The 16,949-nt window shown below is 47.4% G+C and carries 16 protein-coding genes, 1 rRNA gene and 1 riboswitch; all 17 genes read right to left on the reverse strand.

Features of this window, described 5'->3' with window-relative positions:
- Nucleotides 1–4: 4 nt before the first annotated feature.
- A complete protein-coding gene (locus ACRC6Q_RS18120; RefSeq protein WP_223642903.1) occupies nucleotides 5–1,735 on the reverse strand; it encodes an adenine deaminase C-terminal domain-containing protein in 1,731 nt (576 codons plus the stop codon).
- A 149-nt stretch (nucleotides 1,736–1,884) separates the two neighbouring features.
- On the reverse strand, nucleotides 1,885–2,475 hold the full coding sequence (locus ACRC6Q_RS18125) for a GNAT family N-acetyltransferase (protein WP_223642905.1): 591 nt from the start codon (nucleotides 2,473–2,475) through the stop codon (nucleotides 1,885–1,887).
- Between the two features lie 206 nt (nucleotides 2,476–2,681).
- On the reverse strand, nucleotides 2,682–3,932 hold the full coding sequence (gene purD / locus ACRC6Q_RS18130) for a phosphoribosylamine--glycine ligase (RefSeq protein ID WP_223642907.1): 1,251 nt from the start codon (nucleotides 3,930–3,932) through the stop codon (nucleotides 2,682–2,684).
- Nucleotides 3,933–3,947: 15 nt separating this feature from the next.
- Entirely contained in the window at nucleotides 3,948–5,483 is a 1,536-nt protein-coding gene (gene purH / locus ACRC6Q_RS18135; RefSeq protein ID WP_431467188.1) for a bifunctional phosphoribosylaminoimidazolecarboxamide formyltransferase/IMP cyclohydrolase, read from the reverse strand.
- Between the two features lie 33 nt (nucleotides 5,484–5,516).
- Complete coding sequence (purN, locus tag ACRC6Q_RS18140; protein WP_223642911.1) at nucleotides 5,517–6,089, reverse strand: phosphoribosylglycinamide formyltransferase; 573 nt, start codon at nucleotides 6,087–6,089, stop codon at nucleotides 5,517–5,519.
- Nucleotides 6,079–7,140: a phosphoribosylformylglycinamidine cyclo-ligase gene (gene purM / locus ACRC6Q_RS18145; RefSeq protein ID WP_431467189.1), complete on the reverse strand. Its 1,062-nt coding sequence runs from the start codon at nucleotides 7,138–7,140 to the stop codon at nucleotides 6,079–6,081. The genes purN and purM overlap by 11 nt, the downstream gene beginning before the upstream one ends.
- A gap of 12 nt (nucleotides 7,141–7,152) precedes the next feature.
- Nucleotides 7,153–8,574, reverse strand: a complete 1,422-nt coding sequence (gene purF, locus ACRC6Q_RS18150) for an amidophosphoribosyltransferase (protein WP_223642915.1) — start codon at nucleotides 8,572–8,574, stop codon at nucleotides 7,153–7,155.
- A complete protein-coding gene (purL, locus tag ACRC6Q_RS18155) occupies nucleotides 8,550–10,775 on the reverse strand; it encodes a phosphoribosylformylglycinamidine synthase subunit PurL (RefSeq protein WP_223642917.1) in 2,226 nt (741 codons plus the stop codon). Before purL ends, purF begins: the two co-directional genes overlap by 25 nt.
- The gene (gene purQ, locus ACRC6Q_RS18160) at nucleotides 10,759–11,442 is read right to left on the reverse strand and encodes a phosphoribosylformylglycinamidine synthase subunit PurQ (protein ID WP_223642919.1); all 684 of its coding nucleotides are present in this window, start codon (nucleotides 11,440–11,442) and stop codon (nucleotides 10,759–10,761) included. Before purQ ends, purL begins: the two co-directional genes overlap by 17 nt.
- Nucleotides 11,439–11,693 (reverse strand): phosphoribosylformylglycinamidine synthase subunit PurS, encoded by a 255-nt coding sequence (gene purS / locus ACRC6Q_RS18165; RefSeq protein ID WP_223642921.1) that lies wholly within the window; start codon nucleotides 11,691–11,693, stop codon nucleotides 11,439–11,441. Before purS ends, purQ begins: the two co-directional genes overlap by 4 nt.
- Complete coding sequence (gene purC, locus ACRC6Q_RS18170) at nucleotides 11,690–12,406, reverse strand: phosphoribosylaminoimidazolesuccinocarboxamide synthase (protein ID WP_223642923.1); 717 nt, start codon at nucleotides 12,404–12,406, stop codon at nucleotides 11,690–11,692. The genes purS and purC overlap by 4 nt, the downstream gene beginning before the upstream one ends.
- Nucleotides 12,407–12,422: 16 nt before the next feature.
- A complete protein-coding gene (gene purB, locus ACRC6Q_RS18175; RefSeq protein ID WP_431467190.1) occupies nucleotides 12,423–13,718 on the reverse strand; it encodes an adenylosuccinate lyase in 1,296 nt (431 codons plus the stop codon).
- 16 nt (nucleotides 13,719–13,734) lie between these two features.
- Nucleotides 13,735–14,859: a 5-(carboxyamino)imidazole ribonucleotide synthase gene (gene purK / locus ACRC6Q_RS18180; RefSeq protein ID WP_431467191.1), complete on the reverse strand. Its 1,125-nt coding sequence runs from the start codon at nucleotides 14,857–14,859 to the stop codon at nucleotides 13,735–13,737.
- Complete coding sequence (gene purE / locus ACRC6Q_RS18185; protein ID WP_298833403.1) at nucleotides 14,856–15,344, reverse strand: 5-(carboxyamino)imidazole ribonucleotide mutase; 489 nt, start codon at nucleotides 15,342–15,344, stop codon at nucleotides 14,856–14,858. Before purE ends, purK begins: the two co-directional genes overlap by 4 nt.
- Nucleotides 15,345–15,484: 140 nt before the next feature.
- A riboswitch (purine riboswitch) is annotated at nucleotides 15,485–15,584 on the reverse strand.
- An 85-nt stretch (nucleotides 15,585–15,669) separates the two neighbouring features.
- On the reverse strand, nucleotides 15,670–15,858 hold the full coding sequence (locus ACRC6Q_RS18190; RefSeq protein WP_223642931.1) for an NETI motif-containing protein: 189 nt from the start codon (nucleotides 15,856–15,858) through the stop codon (nucleotides 15,670–15,672).
- Nucleotides 15,855–16,376: a DUF2179 domain-containing protein gene (locus tag ACRC6Q_RS18195; RefSeq protein ID WP_394122045.1), complete on the reverse strand. Its 522-nt coding sequence runs from the start codon at nucleotides 16,374–16,376 to the stop codon at nucleotides 15,855–15,857. The genes ACRC6Q_RS18190 and ACRC6Q_RS18195 overlap by 4 nt, the downstream gene beginning before the upstream one ends.
- A 455-nt stretch (nucleotides 16,377–16,831) precedes the next feature.
- Nucleotides 16,832–16,947 (reverse strand): 5S ribosomal RNA (rrf, locus tag ACRC6Q_RS18200).
- Nucleotides 16,948–16,949: the final 2 nt, after the last annotated feature.

Raw genomic sequence — 16,949 nt, forward strand, 5'->3', positions numbered from 1 at the left:
TCCCCTACCTCATGAACGCTGGAAACAGAATTTTTTTATTCATGACATCGTAGATGCCTTTTTGCGTAACGCGGACATATGGAAGATGTGTCGCCTGCAGAAACAGCAGGGTATAAACCGCATCTCCGTGCTTATAGCCCCGCTCTTTCAAAGCTTTCTTCAGCGCCTTCTCCTGCTCGATCAACTGCTCCATCGGCAGATCCGACATGACACCACCATATGGAAGCGGCAAAGATTCCACGATTTCGCCATTGTCGGTCAGGATGATCCCGCCTTTCAAGCGTTTCAATTCATTGAACGCGATCCACATGTCTTCACGGTTTTTACCGATCAGAATGATATCACCTGTATTGGTATAGGAAGAAGCAAACCCGTCCAATTCCGGTGCAAAACCTTTGATCAGTGTATTGACACGCCATTTCCCTTTCTTATCGATGAGCATCAAAAAGCTTTCATCATGCGATTTCGAGAGTTTGCCGTCATGGGTATCCACGCTGACTGAATAGGGTTTCGTAATAACGTCATTGACCATCTCAATACCAAAAGGCATCGAGAACTGGAAATCATCTTCCGTCAGTTCATAATCGATGTCCAGATCCGGCAAGATCGACCAATCGATGTCCGGCAATGACCGGACTTTCTCCCCATCTTTCTTCAGCCAGACCCCTTTTGAGATGACACCTGAAGGCACTGGATTATCCACCGTATCGAGGATATTCAAGTTCGCATAGCGGCCAGTCGCGATCAGGCCATGCAGGCTCGTTACATTATAATAGCGTGCGACATTATAAGAAGCCATCATGTAAGCATCAATCGGCGGCACACCCGCTTCAAGCGCAATTTTAATGCACAAGTCCATAACCCCATCCAAATGGAAAGTCGGTGTGGAGCCATCAGTTGTCATCATCAGCTTGTCAAAGACATTCAACTCCCGTTCCACTATCCCTTTCAACAAATCCGGAAGATCCGGGCGAATGGAAGAGTGGCGAAGCGTTACGCCATAGCCATGCAACAGTCGCATTTCCACTTCGTCCACAGTCATTGCTTCATGGTCGCCATCTGCCCCAAGCAATCTCATGCGAGCCAAGGTCTTTTCCGAAGCCCCTGGAAAATGCCCTTCGATTTTCTTCAAACCCATTTTGGCTTTTTGAATCCAATACAGCATCTGGTCGTCACCTGCCATCAGTTTCGGCCAGCCGGTCAATTCACCGCCAAGTAACACGTCCTGTCGATCCAGCCATTCTCCAACTGAGGTGGAAGTGAATAACTTATCTTCATCGTTCAATTCCGTCTGTGAATCAAAACGGGTCCACCAATAAAAACTGAACGGCAATTCCGCCAATTGATCCAATAATGAAAACGCTTTCTCATTTTCCAATGCTAAAAAAAGCGTCAAGTTGTCGGAAAGGAACATCGTCGTCCCGCCCTGAGCCGCATAATCTGCAAAGCTTCGAGGATTATATAATTGAGAAGGATGGACATGAGGTTCTATGTATCCGGGAACGATGAATTTGTCCGTCATATCTGCCACTTCAGTCGAAGCATCGATTTTCGGCATTTCTTTTCCAGCGTAGACGATACGGTCGTCCGCTATCCATATATTTCCTGTGACCCATTTTTTGAAGATTCCATGAAGATAGGTTGCATTTGTTAAAACGAGATCCGGCGCAACTTCTTTGGTGACAATTTTTAACTGATTTCGAATCTCTGTGTTTTTCCATAGGGGATTAACCATTTGCCGGCACCTGCTTTCTGCTAGTTCGATACTTAATATCGTAGCATAATTATGCAATGAAATACAGTTATTCCCTGAAAAAACAAGAACATTCTGATTAACGTCCGACACAAAAAATCCACGCATTCCGCATGGATTTTTGTAACTTACTATTTTTCGACGGGGTCGCTGAAAGGTTTTAGGACATCCACTTTCTCTTCTTCCTGGAAAGTCAGAACATCCGCAACGGAATCGTACGATTCGCCGTAAAACTGTTCGTCCTTATAGGTATGGATATCCTCGTACATTTTCTGCATTCCCTCAAAAATCTGTTCTTCTGATTCTCCACTTGGAGTCCAGTAAAGGATTTCCATGGAATTCTCTTCTCCCGTCGCTAGTGAACGGCGGCAATATCCGATGGACGAAGCATGTTCAAACCCTTCACGTGCATAGAAGCGCAAACGTTTTTCAGTATCCGTATCTTCGTAGTTGACCGGCTCCACTTCAAGGATGATCGGTTTGTTCTTGTCTTTCAGCATCTGAAGCGTCTTTTTGCCAAGACCCATGCCGCGTGATTCCTTCGATACGAACAAATAATCGACAAAAGTGAAATTCGGGAATTCTGCATACATCAAGACGTGGTAAGGACCCTCATCTTTGTAATAGACACTCCCTTTTTCCTTTAATAAAGCATCCATATGTTCTTTTGATTTCATTTCTTCTACTGGAAAATACTGATTTAGTTTTTCATACCAATTCATGATTTGTCTCCTTTCGATTTTCAATGCCTTGCTGATTTTGTTTCTGAGGTCGTAATGGATTTGCTATTCTGGAGTTTAAATAGAGGTAACCGTGGGTTGTTGAAAATCCTCAACCTGGTCTCATCGCCTATAGGGCAGGCGACAAAACAAAAATGACACATCTTCTTGTCGAATTTGTGTCATCAATGATTATATCATATGTGAAATTATTTTGCACGCCATCCAATATCCGTGCGGTAGAAGAAACCATTCCAGTCTATGCTGTTCAGCTGTTCATAGACTTTCTCCTGGGCGGCTTGGATGGATGATCCATTCGCCGAAACCAGCAGCACACGTCCTCCGTTGCCAGCGTATCCGCCGTCCAAGAGCTTCGTACCGGCATGGGTCACTTCAACTCCTGTAAGCTTTGCGAGATTTGGCAAAAGAGTACCCTTCTCCACTGTTTCCGGATACCCATCAGCCGCAATGACCACACCAAGCACCGCTTGGTCATCCCATTCCAAGTCAGCTGGTTGGCCTTTTAGAACAGCATCGATAAATACGCCAAAATCGGATTTCATGCGCGGCAGAACCACCTGTGTTTCCGGATCCCCAAAGCGCGCATTGAATTCAATCACTTTCGGCCCCTGCTCTGTTAAAATGACACCGGTATACAAGATGCCATTAAATGGGGTTCCTTCTTCATCCATTGCTTTGACCGACGGTTCCACGATTTTTTCAAAAGTCTCATCAACGATGGCCTGTGAGATTTGGGGAACTGGCGAGTAGGCACCCATTCCGCCGGTATTCGGTCCACGATCTCCGTCATAAGCACGCTTATGATCCTGCGAAATGACCATCGGATAAATATGGCCTGCATAGACAAAAGACATGAACGAAAATTCTTCACCGTCCAAAAATTCCTCGATAACCACTTTGGAACCCGATTCTCCGAACTTCTGCCCTTCCAGCATATCGTTGACGGCAGAGATGGCTTCTTCTTCCGATAACGCCACAACGACTCCTTTGCCCGCAGCGAGGCCGTCTGCTTTAATGACGATCGGCGCTCCATGCTGTCGGATAAAGGCAACGGCCGGGGCAACTTCTGTAAATGTCTCATAACCAGCAGTCGGAATGCTGTATTTTTTCATCAGTTCTTTTGCAAAAGCTTTGCTGCCTTCAATTTGCGCCGCTGCTTTGGACGGTCCGAAAATGCGCAGTCCTTTGGCTTCAAAAAAGTCGACGATGCCTTCTGACAGCGGTTGTTCCGGACCCACAAAGCTGAAATCCACTTCCTGCTGCTGTGCAAATTCAGCAAGGCCAGCAAAATCCATTTCGTCGATCTCAGCTATTTCAGCGTCTTCACGCATCCCATCGTTGCCAGGAGCTGCAAAAACTTTTGTGACGGATGGAGATTTCGAGAACTGGCGCACAATGGCGTGTTCCCGTCCTCCTCTTCCAATGACCAATACCTTCATTTTATTCCACCTCGATTAATGTTTGAAATGACGGACTCCTGTGAAGACCATGGCAATTCCGTATTCGTTCGCTTTATCGATCGATTCCTGATCTTTCTTGGAACCGCCCGGCTGAATGATGGCTTTGATGCCCGCTTGCGCTGCAGCTTCCACTGTATCGCTCATCGGGAAGAATGCGTCCGAGGCCATGATAGCGCCCTTCGCCCCTTCGCCTGCCTGTTCTAAAGCAATTTTAGCGGATCCCACACGGTTCATCTGTCCTGCACCGATCCCCAAGGTCATTTCAGCGTTGCATACGACGATGGCATTTGATTTGACATGTTTCACCACACTCCAGCCAAGTTTTAAGGCATCAAGCTCTGCAGATGACGGCTGGCGCTCTGTCACGATTTGGATGTCAGCATCCTCATAACCGTAAACATCCGGCTGCTGGATCAACAAGCCGCCTTCAACGGTGACAGTATTCCATTTGTCTTTGGTTTTGCTGTCGAATGGAATAGTCAGCAGACGGATATTCTTCTTCTGTGTCAACAATTCGGTAGCTTCGGCAGAAAACGCAGGAGCAATAATGATTTCAAGGAAAATGGTTGCTAGTTGTTTGGCGGTTTCGGCATCAACTTCACGGTTCAATGCGACAATTCCACCAAAAATGGAAGTGGAATCGGCTTCATAGGCTTTTCCGAAAGCATCGGCAATCGTTTCGCCTGTACCGACGCCACATGGGTTCATGTGTTTAACGGCCACTGCTGCCGGCATTTTGAATTCTTTTATGATTTGAAGAGCAGCATTAGCATCTTGGATATTATTGTAGGATAATTCCTTGCCGTGCAATTGATGGGCGTTGGCAATTGAAAAATCCGATCCAAGCGGGCTGCGGTAGAAAGCGGCTTTTTGATGAGGGTTTTCTCCGTAACGAAGTGTTTGGGACAATTCATAAGTAAGCGTCAATTGGTCCGGATATTCTTCGCCCGTGAGGTCAGTTAAATAGTTGGAGATGTAAGAATCATAAGCAGCAGTATGGCGGAAAACTTTCGCAGCCAGACGGCGTCTTGTTTCAGGTGTAGTCGCTTTGTCATTGTGTAATTCCGTCAATACTGCCGTGTAGTCCGCTGCATCCACGATTACTGTTACATAGGCATGATTTTTTGCAGCAGAACGCAGCATTGTCGGACCGCCGATATCGATATTTTCGATGGCATCGTCCACAGTCACATCCTGTTTGGCGATGGTTTCACGGAATGGGTATAAATTGACACAGACGATGTCAATTGGAGAAATGCCGTTTTCAGCCATCTGGCTTTGGTGTTCTGCGTCATCATGTTTAGCCAATAATCCACCATGTACAAGAGGGTGCAAGGTTTTTACACGGCCTCCCAGAATTTCAGGAAACTTCGTCACTTCATCGACGGCTGTAATGGAAACACCGTTTTCTTCAAGGAATTTCTTGGTTCCGCCCGTTGATAGGAGCTCGTAGCCCATCTTTTCCAGTTCCTGTGCAAATTCCAATATCCCTGATTTGTCCGATACGCTGAGTAATGCTCTTTTTTTCACAAATAGTCCTCCTATAGATTAAGACCGGCAGTATTACCGGTCGAATAATTGCTGCAAAGCTGCAGGATATAATTCATGTTCAATCTGATGGATCTGTCGTTCGACTTCTTCGCGTCCGCGCCCCGAAACCGGAAACGACTGCTGCGTAATGATGCTGCCCGTATCCATGCCTGCGTCCACATAATGCACGGTGACTCCAGCTTTTTCTGCACCCGCCGCCAGTGTCTGGCCAATGGCATCTTTCCCTGGAAAAGCAGGCAGAACCGATGGGTGGATATTGACGATGCGGTTTTCATAGGCTTCCAGCAGAACAGGACCGATCAAGCGCATATAGCCCGCCAAAACGATCCATTCCACTCCCATTTCCTGCAGTTTCTCTTTCAGCATCTGCTCATAAAGCTGCTTGGATTCAAACTCGGAAGGGATGAAAGCAAAAGATTCTACTCCTGCCTGGCGGGCTCTTTCCACTACATAAGCTTGTGGCTTGTCCGTCACAGCAAGCACCAAATCGGCCTGCAGGCTGCCGCCGGCAATAGCGTCGGCGATGGCCTGAAAATTAGAGCCATTGCCGGACGCAAAAACAGCAATTTTCGGTTTATTGTTCATTTAGCGTGCCGTCCTGTTCGCCTTGGAATTGAACGCCTTCCGTGCTTGAGACGCGGCCGATCTGGAAAGCCTGTTCGCCGTTCGCTTGAGCTGTTTTCAGGACCGCTTCCGCATCTTCAGGAGCGACAGCCAGCACAAAGCCGATGCCCATATTGAAAACAGAATACAAGTCACGGTCCGCAAGATCGCCTTTTTCCTTCAGTAACTTGAAAACGTCCAGCACCGGCCAGCTGCCGATGGAAATTTCTGCTCCTAAGCCATTTGGCATCATCCGCGGGATGTTCTCGATAAAGCCGCCGCCTGTGACGTGCGCCATGCCGTGGATAACCGTTTCGTTGCCGATGGCTGCCACTGCTTTGGCGTATATTTTGGTCGGCGTCAAAAGCGCAGCGCCGATTGGACCCAGCGATTCGTAGCCTTCTACTTTTTGGTCGAGTTTTAAATTATTTTCATCAAAGATGATCTGGCGCACCAGTGAATAACCATTTGAATGGATGCCGCTGGAAGCGAGGCCAATCAGGACATCGCCAGCTGTAATTTTTTCTCCTGTGACGATTTTGGATTTCTCCGCAGCGCCCACCGCAAAACCGGCGATATCGTATTCATCTTCCTCATAGAGTCCCGGCATTTCCGCCGTTTCCCCGCCAATCAATGCAGCGCCGGACTGAACACAGCCGTCCGCTACCCCTTTGACGATCTGTTCTATCTTTTCAGGAACCGCTTTGCCGACTGCGATATAGTCAAGGAAAAATAAAGGTTCCGCACCTTGTGCGACAATGTCATTGACGCACATCGCGACGCAATCGATGCCGATCGTATCATGGCGGTCAGCCATGAACGCCAGCTTCAATTTCGTGCCCACGCCATCCGTCCCGGAAACAAGAACCGGTTCCTTCAACTTCAGTTCGGATAAATCGAACATGCCGCCGAAGCCGCCGAACGCACCCAACATTCCTTTGCGCGCTGTGCGTTCCACATGGGACTTCATGCGGTTGACTGCTTCATAGCCTGCTTCGATATTGACGCCTGCTTTTTCATATGCTTTTGACACACCGGTTCCCCCTTATTTCACTTTTTCTTTTTCGTGCGGCAATACGGTATCCGGATAAATATTGGTCGGGTATTCGCCTGTAAAACAAGCCAGGCAATGTCCGCATTTCGAACCGGGATCTGTCCGCCCGATGTTTTGGACCATGCCGTCCACCGACAGGAATGTCAGCGAATCTGCTCCGATGATTTCACGCATTTCTTCTACTGTGTTATTAGCGGCGATCAATTCGCCTGCCGTGCTGATATCAATGCCGTAAAAGCAAGGATTCTTGATCGGCGGCGAACTGATGACGACATGCACTTCCGTTGCCCCTGCTTCTTTCAGCAAGTTGACTATGCGCCGTGAAGTCGTGCCGCGGACGATTGAATCATCCACCATGATGACGCGTTTCCCTTTCACTACCTGGCGCACAGGCGATAATTTCATCTTAACGCCCTGTTCGCGCAGATCCTGTGAAGGCTGGATGAACGTACGCCCCACATAACGGTTCTTGATCATTCCCAATTCGTATGGAATGCCGCTTTGTTCCGAGTAGCCGATTGCTGCCGAAATACTGGAATCCGGTACACCGGTTACCACGTCTGCCTCAATCTGCACTTCCTTCGCCAATTGGACGCCAAGGCGTTTTCTCGCAGTATGGACGTTGATGCCATCGATATCCGAATCCGGACGGGAGAAATACACATACTCCATCGTGCAGATTGAACGCTCTTCCGGATAGGCAAAACGCTCAGCGCGCATGCCGTCTTTCGTAACAATCAAAAATTCACCCGGTTCAACCGAACGGACAAATTCAGCTCCAACAATATCAAACGCACAGGTTTCCGATGCCGTCACCCAGGCATCCCCGAGCTTCCCAAGAGAAAGTGGTCGCAAGCCGTTCGGATCCAAGGCAATGTACATCGCTTCCTCGGTCAAAATGACACAGGCAAAGGCACCTTTCAATAAAGACAAGGCATTTTTCGCTTTTTCTTCAAAGGTCGCGTAGCCGCTTCTTTTGATTAAATGGGCCAATACTTCCGTATCGGAACTCGTTTGAAAAATGCTTCCTTGTCGTTCCAGATGGCCTTTCAACTGTGTCGCGTTGACCAGGTTGCCGTTATGGGAAATCGCTAAACTACCGGTAGTTGAATTGAAAAGCAAAGGCTGGACGTTTTCAATGCCGCTGCCTCCTGCTGTTGCATAACGCACATGGCCGATTGCGCCATGCCCCGCAATCTTCTCTATTTTTTCTGGCGTGAACACTTCACTGACCATGCCTTCGCCTTTCAATGGACGAAGACCTTCTCCATCTGTCGACACAATTCCTGCGCCTTCCTGGCCGCGATGCTGCAACGCGTGCAGCCCGTAATAGGTCAATTGAGTCGCGTTCGGATGGCCCCATATTCCAAAGACACCACATTCTTCATTTAAGCTTCTGATTTCAGCAAGCATGGGATAGCTCCTTTCCAAGCTGAGCGAAGCGTTGCGACTGAATCGTTGATCCAAGCCGTGCCGTCTTCACCGTTGATTACTAAGTTGTCTCCCGTGACTTGGCCGATTTTCTTGGAGTCTGATACGATTTCTTCGAATTGTGCTGCTTTTTCCGGGCTGACTGTCACGACAAAACGTGATTGCGATTCACTGAATAAAGCCGTTGTCGCCGTTCCGGACAAAGTGACGTCCATTCCCAATCCCTTGCCGAAAGTTTTTTCAGCTAATGCAACGGCAACGCCGCCTTCAGCAACGTCATGCGCTGAAGCGATAAGCCCTTGTTGGATCGCTGAAAGGATTTCTTTTTGGCGTTTTGCTTCCACTGTCAAATCGATGGCTGGCGCTTTTCCGAAAATGCGCCCTTCCACCATCTTCTGCAGTTCACTGCCGCCAAATTCCGTAAAGCTTTCCCCGATCAAATACACCAGGTCGCCTTGTTTCTTAGCGTCTTGCGTCGTAACGTGTGAAAGGTCTTCCACAAGCCCGACCATGCCGATGGTCGGCGTCGGATAAATGGCCGTGCCATTGGTTTCATTGTATAAAGAGACATTTCCGCCGATAACTGGAGAATCCAGGATTGTACAGGCTTCAGACATGCCGTCTGCCGCTTTTTCAAGCTGCCAGAAAATCTCTGGTTTCTCCGGATTTCCGAAGTTCAGGCAATCCGTGATGGCAAGCGGTTTTGCACCGGAAACGACCACATTTCGCGCCGCTTCCGCCACTGCGATTTTGCCGCCGGTTTCCGGATCCAGGTAAATGTAGCGGGAGTTGCAATCCGTCGTCATCGCAAGGCCTTTATTGGTGCCGCGGACACGGATCACTGCTGCATCCGACCCTGGGCTCACTACAGTGCTCGTGCGCACTTGGTGGTCATATTGATTATAGACCCATTCTTTCGAAGCAATGGTCGGCTGTTTCAATAACGCCGTCAAGGTCTTTGTGTAATCCGAGACTTTCGGCTCTGCATTGTCGAGCTGCTGAAACTCCGTAAAGTAAGCAGGGACTGCTGATGGCTTATGGTAAACCGGTGCGTCTTCAGCAAGCGCGTCAACCGGTACTTCTGCAACGATTTCCCCTTTGTGCTTGAGGCGAAGCGTCGAATCGTCTGTAACCGTACCAACCGTGACAGCATCCAGGCCGTATTTCTCGAACAACTCGACGATTTCAGGCTCACGGCCAGCTTTAACGACGATGAGCATGCGTTCCTGTGATTCAGACAGCATCATTTCATATGCCGTCATGCCGGTTTCACGCTGCGGAATATGGTCCAAATCCATCTCGATGCCGGATCCGGCTTTTGAAGCCATTTCAGCTGAAGATGAAGTCAATCCTGCCGCACCCATGTCCTGAATGCCGATCAAAGCGTCTGACTTGATTAATTCAAGGCAGGCTTCAAGTAACAACTTCTCCATAAATGGATCACCAACCTGCACAGCCGGCCGATTTTTATCAGATCCGTCAGTCAGCTCTTCAGAAGCGAATGTCGCTCCGTGGATGCCGTCGCGGCCTGTTTTAGCGCCGACATACATCACAGGGTTGCCTGTGCCTTTGGCGATGCCTTTTTGGATATCTTCGTGGTTGATCAATCCGACACACATCGCATTGACCAGTGGATTGCCGTCATAGGAATCGTCGAACTGAACTTCCCCGCCCACTGTCGGGATGCCGATGCAGTTTCCGTAACCGGCAATACCGGCAACGACTTCTTCAAAAAGATATTTCACACGTGGAGTGGTCAATTCGCCAAAACGCAGCGAGTTCAGCAACGCAATCGGACGCGCACCCATCGAGAAGACATCACGGATAATTCCGCCGACGCCAGTTGCAGCACCTTGATAAGGTTCGATGGCTGAGGGATGGTTATGTGATTCCATCTTGAATACGACCGCTTGCCCGTCGCCAATGTCCACAATACCCGCACCTTCACCTGGTCCTTGCAGGACACGCTCTCCCTTCGTCGGGAATTTTGCCAGGACCGGTTTTGAATTTTTATAGGAACAATGCTCAGACCACATGACCGAGAACAATCCGGTTTCCGTGTAGTTTGGCAGTCTCCCTAAGATTTCTTCGACCATGGCGAATTCCGCATCCGACAAGCCCATTTGCTGATAAACTTTCTGTTCCTTTATCTGAGCTGCATTTGGTTCAAGCATGACTGACATGTGCTTCCCTCCACTGTTTTACGATTGATCTGAATAAAGCCAATCCGTCTGTGCCGCCGATCAAGTCAGACACTGCACGTTCCGGATGGGGCATCATGCCGAGCACGTTTCCGCGCTCGTTGATGATGCCCGCGATGTTGTTGCGGCTGCCGTTAAAATCGTCTGCATAGGTAAAGACGATTTGATTGTTTTCCTTGAGGTGGCTGTATGTCGCATCGTCGCAGAAATAATTGCCTTCTCCGTGGGCGATTGGAATTTGGATCTCCTGGCCTTTTTCGTATTCATTGGTGAACAAGGTATTATTGTTCTCAACTTTCAATCCAACGGTACGGCACATGAACTTCAGGTTCTTGTTGCGTAAAAGAACACCTGGCAACAGCCCCGCTTCCGTCAGGATCTGGAAGCCGTTACAGATTCCAAGAACCGGTTTCCCTGCCTCTGCTGCTTTTCTCACTTCGTCCATGACACCCGAAAACTGGGCAATCGCGCCGCAGCGCAGGTAATCGCCGTATGAAAATCCGCCTGGCAGCAAAATGCCGTCATAGCTGCTCAAATCTTTTGAGTCATGCCACACGTACTCCGCTTCTTCACCTAGTTCGTCCTTGACCGCATGGTACATATCCAAGTCACAATTTGAGCCGGGGAAAACAATCACTGCGAATTTCATTGCGAGACAACCTCCTCAATTTCATAACGATAATCTTCAATTACGGTATTGGCTAACAAGCGATGACAAAGCTCATTGACCAATGCATCCACATCCCGTTCGCTGTCGCTGATGACCAATTCCAGGTATTTGCCGATCCGTACGTCTTCCACTTCACCATAGCCCATTTTATGAAGAGAGCCCATAACTGCGGATCCTTGCGGGTCCAATACACTTTCGCGCAATGTTACGTATACTTTTACTTTTTTCATGAGTGTTGTCCTCCTAGACGAGTTAAAATGAGTTCGTACGCTTCTGTCAAATTCCCTAGATTGCGGCGGAAAACGTCTTTATCAAGCTTTTGCTTGGTTTCCGTATCCCAAAGCCGGCAAGTATCCGGCGAAATTTCATCTGCCAATAGAATGTTTCCATCGCCATCGCGGCCGAATTCGATTTTGAAATCGACCAGATCGACGCCTATTTCTTTAAAGAAGCCGATGAGAACCTCATTGATTTTGCGCGCTTTCTGCTTGAGCTCTGCCACTTCTTCTGAAGTTGCCAGGTTCAGCATATCGACATGCTCATCAGTGATCAATGGATCGCCCAGTTCATCATCCTTCAAATAGAACTCCACTACCGGGCGGCTGATGGCCACGCCTTCCTCGATTCCGAGGCGTTTGGCCATGCTGCCGGCTGTAATGTTCCGGACCACTACTTCCAATGGAATAATGCTGACTTGCTGCACCAATTGTTCGTGGTCAGACAATTGCTTGACGAAATGAGAAGCAATGCCCGCTTCCTGCAATTTCGTGAAAATCAGTGACGTGATTTTATTGTTCAAAATGCCTTTGCCGGTGATCTCTTCTTTCTTTTCACCATTGAAAGCCGTTGCTGAATCTTTATATTCCACCCACAAAATTCCCTGTTCATCCGTTGCATATAAGCGCTTTGCTTTTCCTTCGTACAATAGCTGACCTTTTTCCATTTTTAGAAGCCCCCGTTTAGTTTAGTCCAAGTCGGTTGAAAATCATGTCCACTTGCTGCAGGTGGTGATTGTAATCGAAGCAGTCGTCCAAATCTTCTTTGGATAGTTTAGCTGTGATGGTGTCATTCGCTTCCACGATTTTTCGGAAATGCGTCTGGTTTTCCCATGCTTCCATCGCACATGGCTGAACCAGATCGTATGCCGCTTCACGAGCCATTCCTTTATCGATCAACGTCAACAACACACGCTGCGAATAAATGAGGCCAAGTGTTGAATCCATATTGCGCTTCATGTTTTCAGGGAACACCGTCAAGTTTTTGACGATATTGCCGAAACGGTTCAGCATATAATTCAGTGCAATCGTCGCATCCGGCAAAATTACCCGTTCAGCAGATGAATGCGAAATATCGCGTTCGTGCCATAAAGAAACGTTTTCGTAAGCTGTCAGCATATAACCGCGGATCAGACGGGCAAGCCCTGTCATATTTTCAGAACCGATCGGGTTGCGTTTATGCGGCATTGCCGATGAACCTTTTTGGCCTTTTGCAAAGAATTCCTCTACTTCACGCGTTTCTGATTTTTGCAGTCCGCGAATTTCCGTAGCGAATTTCTCGATCGATGAACCGATCAATGCCAAAACGCTCAAATACTGTGCATGGCGGTCGCGCTGTAAAGTCTGTGTCGAAATCGGTGAAGCCGCAAGTCCCAGTTTTTTGCAGACATAGGCTTCAACAAACGGATCGATGTTGGCGTAAGTGCCCACTGCGCCCGACATTTTGCCTGTTTCAATGGAAGCTGCAGCTGCTTCGAAACGTTCCAGGTTACGCTTCATTTCTTCGTGCCACAACGCCAGCTTCAAACCGAAAGTTGTCGGTTCAGCATGAACACCGTGTGTACGGCCCATCATGACCGTCATCTTGTGTTCTTTGGCTTTATTCGCCAGGATTTCGATAAAGTTCGTCAAGTCTTTACGGATAATGACATTTGCCTGTTTTAACTGATAAGACAAAGCTGTGTCTACGACATCTGTTGACGTTAAGCCATAATGGACCCATTTGCGTTCTTCGCCAAGCGTTTCAGATACCGCTCTTGTAAAAGCAACCACATCGTGGCGGGTTTCTTCTTCAATTTCCAAAATGCGATCTACTGAAAAAGAAGCGCCTTTACGGATTTTAGCTACGTCTTCTTTTGGAATGTCACCGATTTCAGCCCAAGCTTCACATGCCAGAATTTCAACTTCCAGCCATGCGCTGTATTTGTTTTCATCCGTCCAGATTGCGCCCATTTCAGGCCGAGTATAGCGTGCGATCATTTGTAAGTTCCTCCAATTATTCCAGCCAAATGCCGGATGCATCTATTTCACTTAAAGTCGCCTTTAAGTCTTCCGTTAATATCGTAACATGTCCCATCTTCCGTTTCTGCTTCGCTTCATCTTTTCCATACAAATGAATCGACCAATTCGGGAATTGTGAGACTTTCGAAGTGAGTGGCGCGACATGTTCACCTAATACGTTGACCATCACCGCTTCTGACCATAAGATCGGCTGCCGCAGCGGCCATCCGCAAACTGCACGGATATGCTGATGGAATTGCGAGATGTTCGTCGCTTCGATTGAATAATGCCCTGAGTTATGGGGACGCGGTGCGAGTTCATTAACGATGATGCTGCCATTTTCCAAAACGAACATTTCAACCGCTAAGGTTCCGACCATATTCAAGTGGGCAGCGATTTTTTCAGCTGCTTGCTTTGCGAGGTCGACCGTCTCTTTATCGATCTGTGCCGGTACAATCGTCTGATGCAGAATATGGTCTTTATGAATATTTTCACCGATCGGCAAAATAGCCGTTTCACCGTGCACATTGCGCTGGATGATCACCGAAATCTCTTTCGTGAATTCCACGAAGGCTTCCGCAACACACTCCCCATTTTCAAACAGCGCTTCTGCCTGAGGGAGTTCGTCAATAGAAGAAACCGTCTGCTGCCCTTTGCCGTCATAACCGCCACGTGCAGTCTTTACTACGAAAGGAAATGACAGCTCGCTGCGTTTTTCTGTTAACTCCTTAAACGTAGAAGCAGTGATGTAATCTGCAACCACAACTCCAGCTTCAGAAATGGCCTGTTTCTCAAAAATCCGGTTTTGGGTCACCCGAATCAATTCGGCCCCTTGGGGAACATAAGCAATTTCCGCTAATTTTTTTAATCCTTCAACGTCTATATTTTCAAACTCATAAGTGATGACATCGCTCACTTCAGCCAATTCTTCCAGCGCATGCTGATCATTAAAGGGAGCGACAATTTGAATGTCGGCTACTTGGCCAGTAGGAGAATCCATACCTGGGTCGAGAACCGCAATTTTAAATCCGGCTTCTTTTGCTGCAAGAGCCATCATCCGCCCTAATTGACCGCCGCCGATAATCCCGATGGTTTGTCCGGGTAAGATTGTTTTGGTCATATCAGGTCACCTGAACTTTCCAGCACAGCTGCAGCTGTCCGGTCTCTTCTCTTCTGCAAAGCCTGTGCAGCTTCTTCGTCGACTGTCCCTAATATTTGAGCTGCCAGCAAGCCTGCATTGACAGCACCTGCTTTACCGATAGCTACAGTGGCCACTGGAACCCCACCTGGCATCTGAACGATCGACAACAAGGAATCCAGGCCGTTTAACGCTTTGGACTGAACGGGGACACCGATAACGGGTAAGGTGGTCTTTGCTGCCACCATACCCGGCAAATGCGCAGCACCGCCAGCTCCGGCAATAATCACGTGCAAGCCGCGTTCTCTTGCCTGTTCTGCATAGCTGAACATCAAATCAGGTGTCCGGTGTGCTGAAACCACTTTCTTCTCGTAGCTCAGACCCAGTTCATCCAATACGTCGCACGCATGTTTCATTGTTTCCCAATCACTCGTACTTCCCATAATGACGCCAATTCGAGGATTCATCGATACACTCTCCTTTAAAAAATAAAAAGTCCTTAAGTAATCTGCTCACATTACGTGAAAAGCAGGTTACTTAAGGACTGTACATGAAACGAATTCATGGATGAGGACATATAGAGAAGCCCCTCCTTCGTTTTACGATCCACTAAGTTGCTTTCCCGCATAGTCCGGACATTACGGTGTCCTGGTAGAGACGCAAAAGCCAATTCTTTTGCATATATGGGGTATTCTCATTAATCATAACAAGTCGTAGAAAGTACGTCAATGATAAAGTCGAACGATTGGTTATTCAATTATTTAATCGTTCGGTTTTAAAAGGTATAATTTGTTATTCTCCAAGTTTACTTCCTTTAAATTTCACAATTTGCCTTATTGGCACTGGCTGTCCGTTTATTTCTTCGAACAATGGCTCTTCTTTGCGGCCAACAGCCGCATATCCTTCAGCTTTCATTCGATCCAAGCACTCGGTAATGGATTCATGTTCTTCTACTTCAAACCATATTGTATTCTTACTCATTTATACAAATTACCCCTTTTCACTGTCTTTACCCAGAATCCGCCATGAATCGTCTTCGCCTCATAGGCAATGATAAAGGCCTTCGGATCGATTTCCTGGATAGCTTTATACAATTTCAGTTCCATTTTGCGCGGCGTCAAAATCTGCATCGATTGTCTGCCCCCGTCACGGCCATTGGCATTCCAGTCGGTTACGCCATAGCCTTTTTCTCGGAGCTGCTTCGGCAGATACTCACCAGCTTCACTGGTGATGACATTTACCGTAATATAGCCAAGTGCCATCTTCTCTTCAATTTTCGAACCGATGATGACACCGGAACCGTATCCCAAAGCATAAGCAACCAGGTTCTGAATTTCATTAAGATTATCGAGAACCAAACCAAGTCCAACTATATAAATGACCACTTCCACCATACTTACAACGGCCGCTAAATAGCGATAGCCTTTTAATGTCATGATCATTCGCACCGTAAAAAATGTTACATAAACGATATTGATCGAGAAAATGATCAATACCATTAACCACGGATTCACATCCAATCTCTACACCCTTTCACTTTTCAATAAGAATTAATTTTCATCTTAGGGGAAATTTCTGAAGAAAGCAAGAGAGAAAAGATGGAGAAAACCTTAGTATATAAAGGAACTTCCATAATTCTTCACATTCTTACCGCCTTAACGAAGATGCAAATGCGATTATTCAGTAAATGACACCTTCATTTTTTCTATACTTATATCTTTTATAGAAGAAACTCTTTCACGTAAAGACTTTGCAAGTAGTTTTGAAGAAGTAGACTTGCTGCTAATAGATTTCGTTTTTTCACAATGTTACTTCTGGCATCTTTGTTTAAAGTTGGAGGTTTTACGCGATATACATCAGCAATCGGAATCCGCTTCTTTTTTTGAGCACCCACCATTTAATATAAAACCACAAAAAAAGCCGTTACCGGAATCGGTAACGACTTCTTTCCATTGCCCAGCGACGTCTTACTCTCACAGGGGGAGACCCCCAACTACCATCAGCGCAAAAGAGCTTAACTGCCGTGTTCGGGATGGGAACGGGTGTGGCCTCTTTGCCATCATCACTGGACT

This window comes from Planococcus sp. SE5232, from assembly GCF_050686535.1.
In the GTDB taxonomy this organism is placed as follows: domain Bacteria; phylum Bacillota; class Bacilli; order Bacillales_A; family Planococcaceae; genus Planococcus.

Coding starts and splice junctions, on each gene's coding strand:
- ACRC6Q_RS18120 (WP_223642903.1), bottom strand. CDS start 1,735: ATGGTTAATCCCCTATGGAAAAACACAGAGATTCGAAATCAGTTAAAA.
- ACRC6Q_RS18125 (WP_223642905.1), bottom strand. CDS start 2,475: ATGAATTGGTATGAAAAACTAAATCAGTATTTTCCAGTAGAAGAAATG.
- purD (WP_223642907.1), bottom strand. CDS start 3,932: ATGAAGGTATTGGTCATTGGAAGAGGAGGACGGGAACACGCCATTGTG.
- purN (WP_223642911.1), bottom strand. CDS start 6,089: ATGAACAATAAACCGAAAATTGCTGTTTTTGCGTCCGGCAATGGCTCT.
- purF (WP_223642915.1), bottom strand. CDS start 8,574: ATGCTTGCTGAAATCAGAAGCTTAAATGAAGAATGTGGTGTCTTTGGA.
- purL (WP_223642917.1), bottom strand. CDS start 10,775: ATGTCAGTCATGCTTGAACCAAATGCAGCTCAGATAAAGGAACAGAAA.
- purQ (WP_223642919.1), bottom strand. CDS start 11,442: ATGAAATTCGCAGTGATTGTTTTCCCCGGCTCAAATTGTGACTTGGAT.
- purS (WP_223642921.1), bottom strand. CDS start 11,693: ATGAAAAAAGTAAAAGTATACGTAACATTGCGCGAAAGTGTATTGGAC.
- purC (WP_223642923.1), bottom strand. CDS start 12,406: ATGGAAAAAGGTCAGCTATTGTACGAAGGAAAAGCAAAGCGCTTATAT.
- purB (WP_431467190.1), bottom strand. CDS start 13,718: ATGATCGCACGCTATACTCGGCCTGAAATGGGCGCAATCTGGACGGAT.
- purK (WP_431467191.1), bottom strand. CDS start 14,859: ATGACCAAAACAATCTTACCCGGACAAACCATCGGGATTATCGGCGGC.
- purE (WP_298833403.1), bottom strand. CDS start 15,344: ATGAATCCTCGAATTGGCGTCATTATGGGAAGTACGAGTGATTGGGAA.
- ACRC6Q_RS18190 (WP_223642931.1), bottom strand. CDS start 15,858: ATGAGTAAGAATACAATATGGTTTGAAGTAGAAGAACATGAATCCATT.
- ACRC6Q_RS18195 (WP_394122045.1), bottom strand. CDS start 16,376: ATGGTATTGATCATTTTCTCGATCAATATCGTTTATGTAACATTTTTT.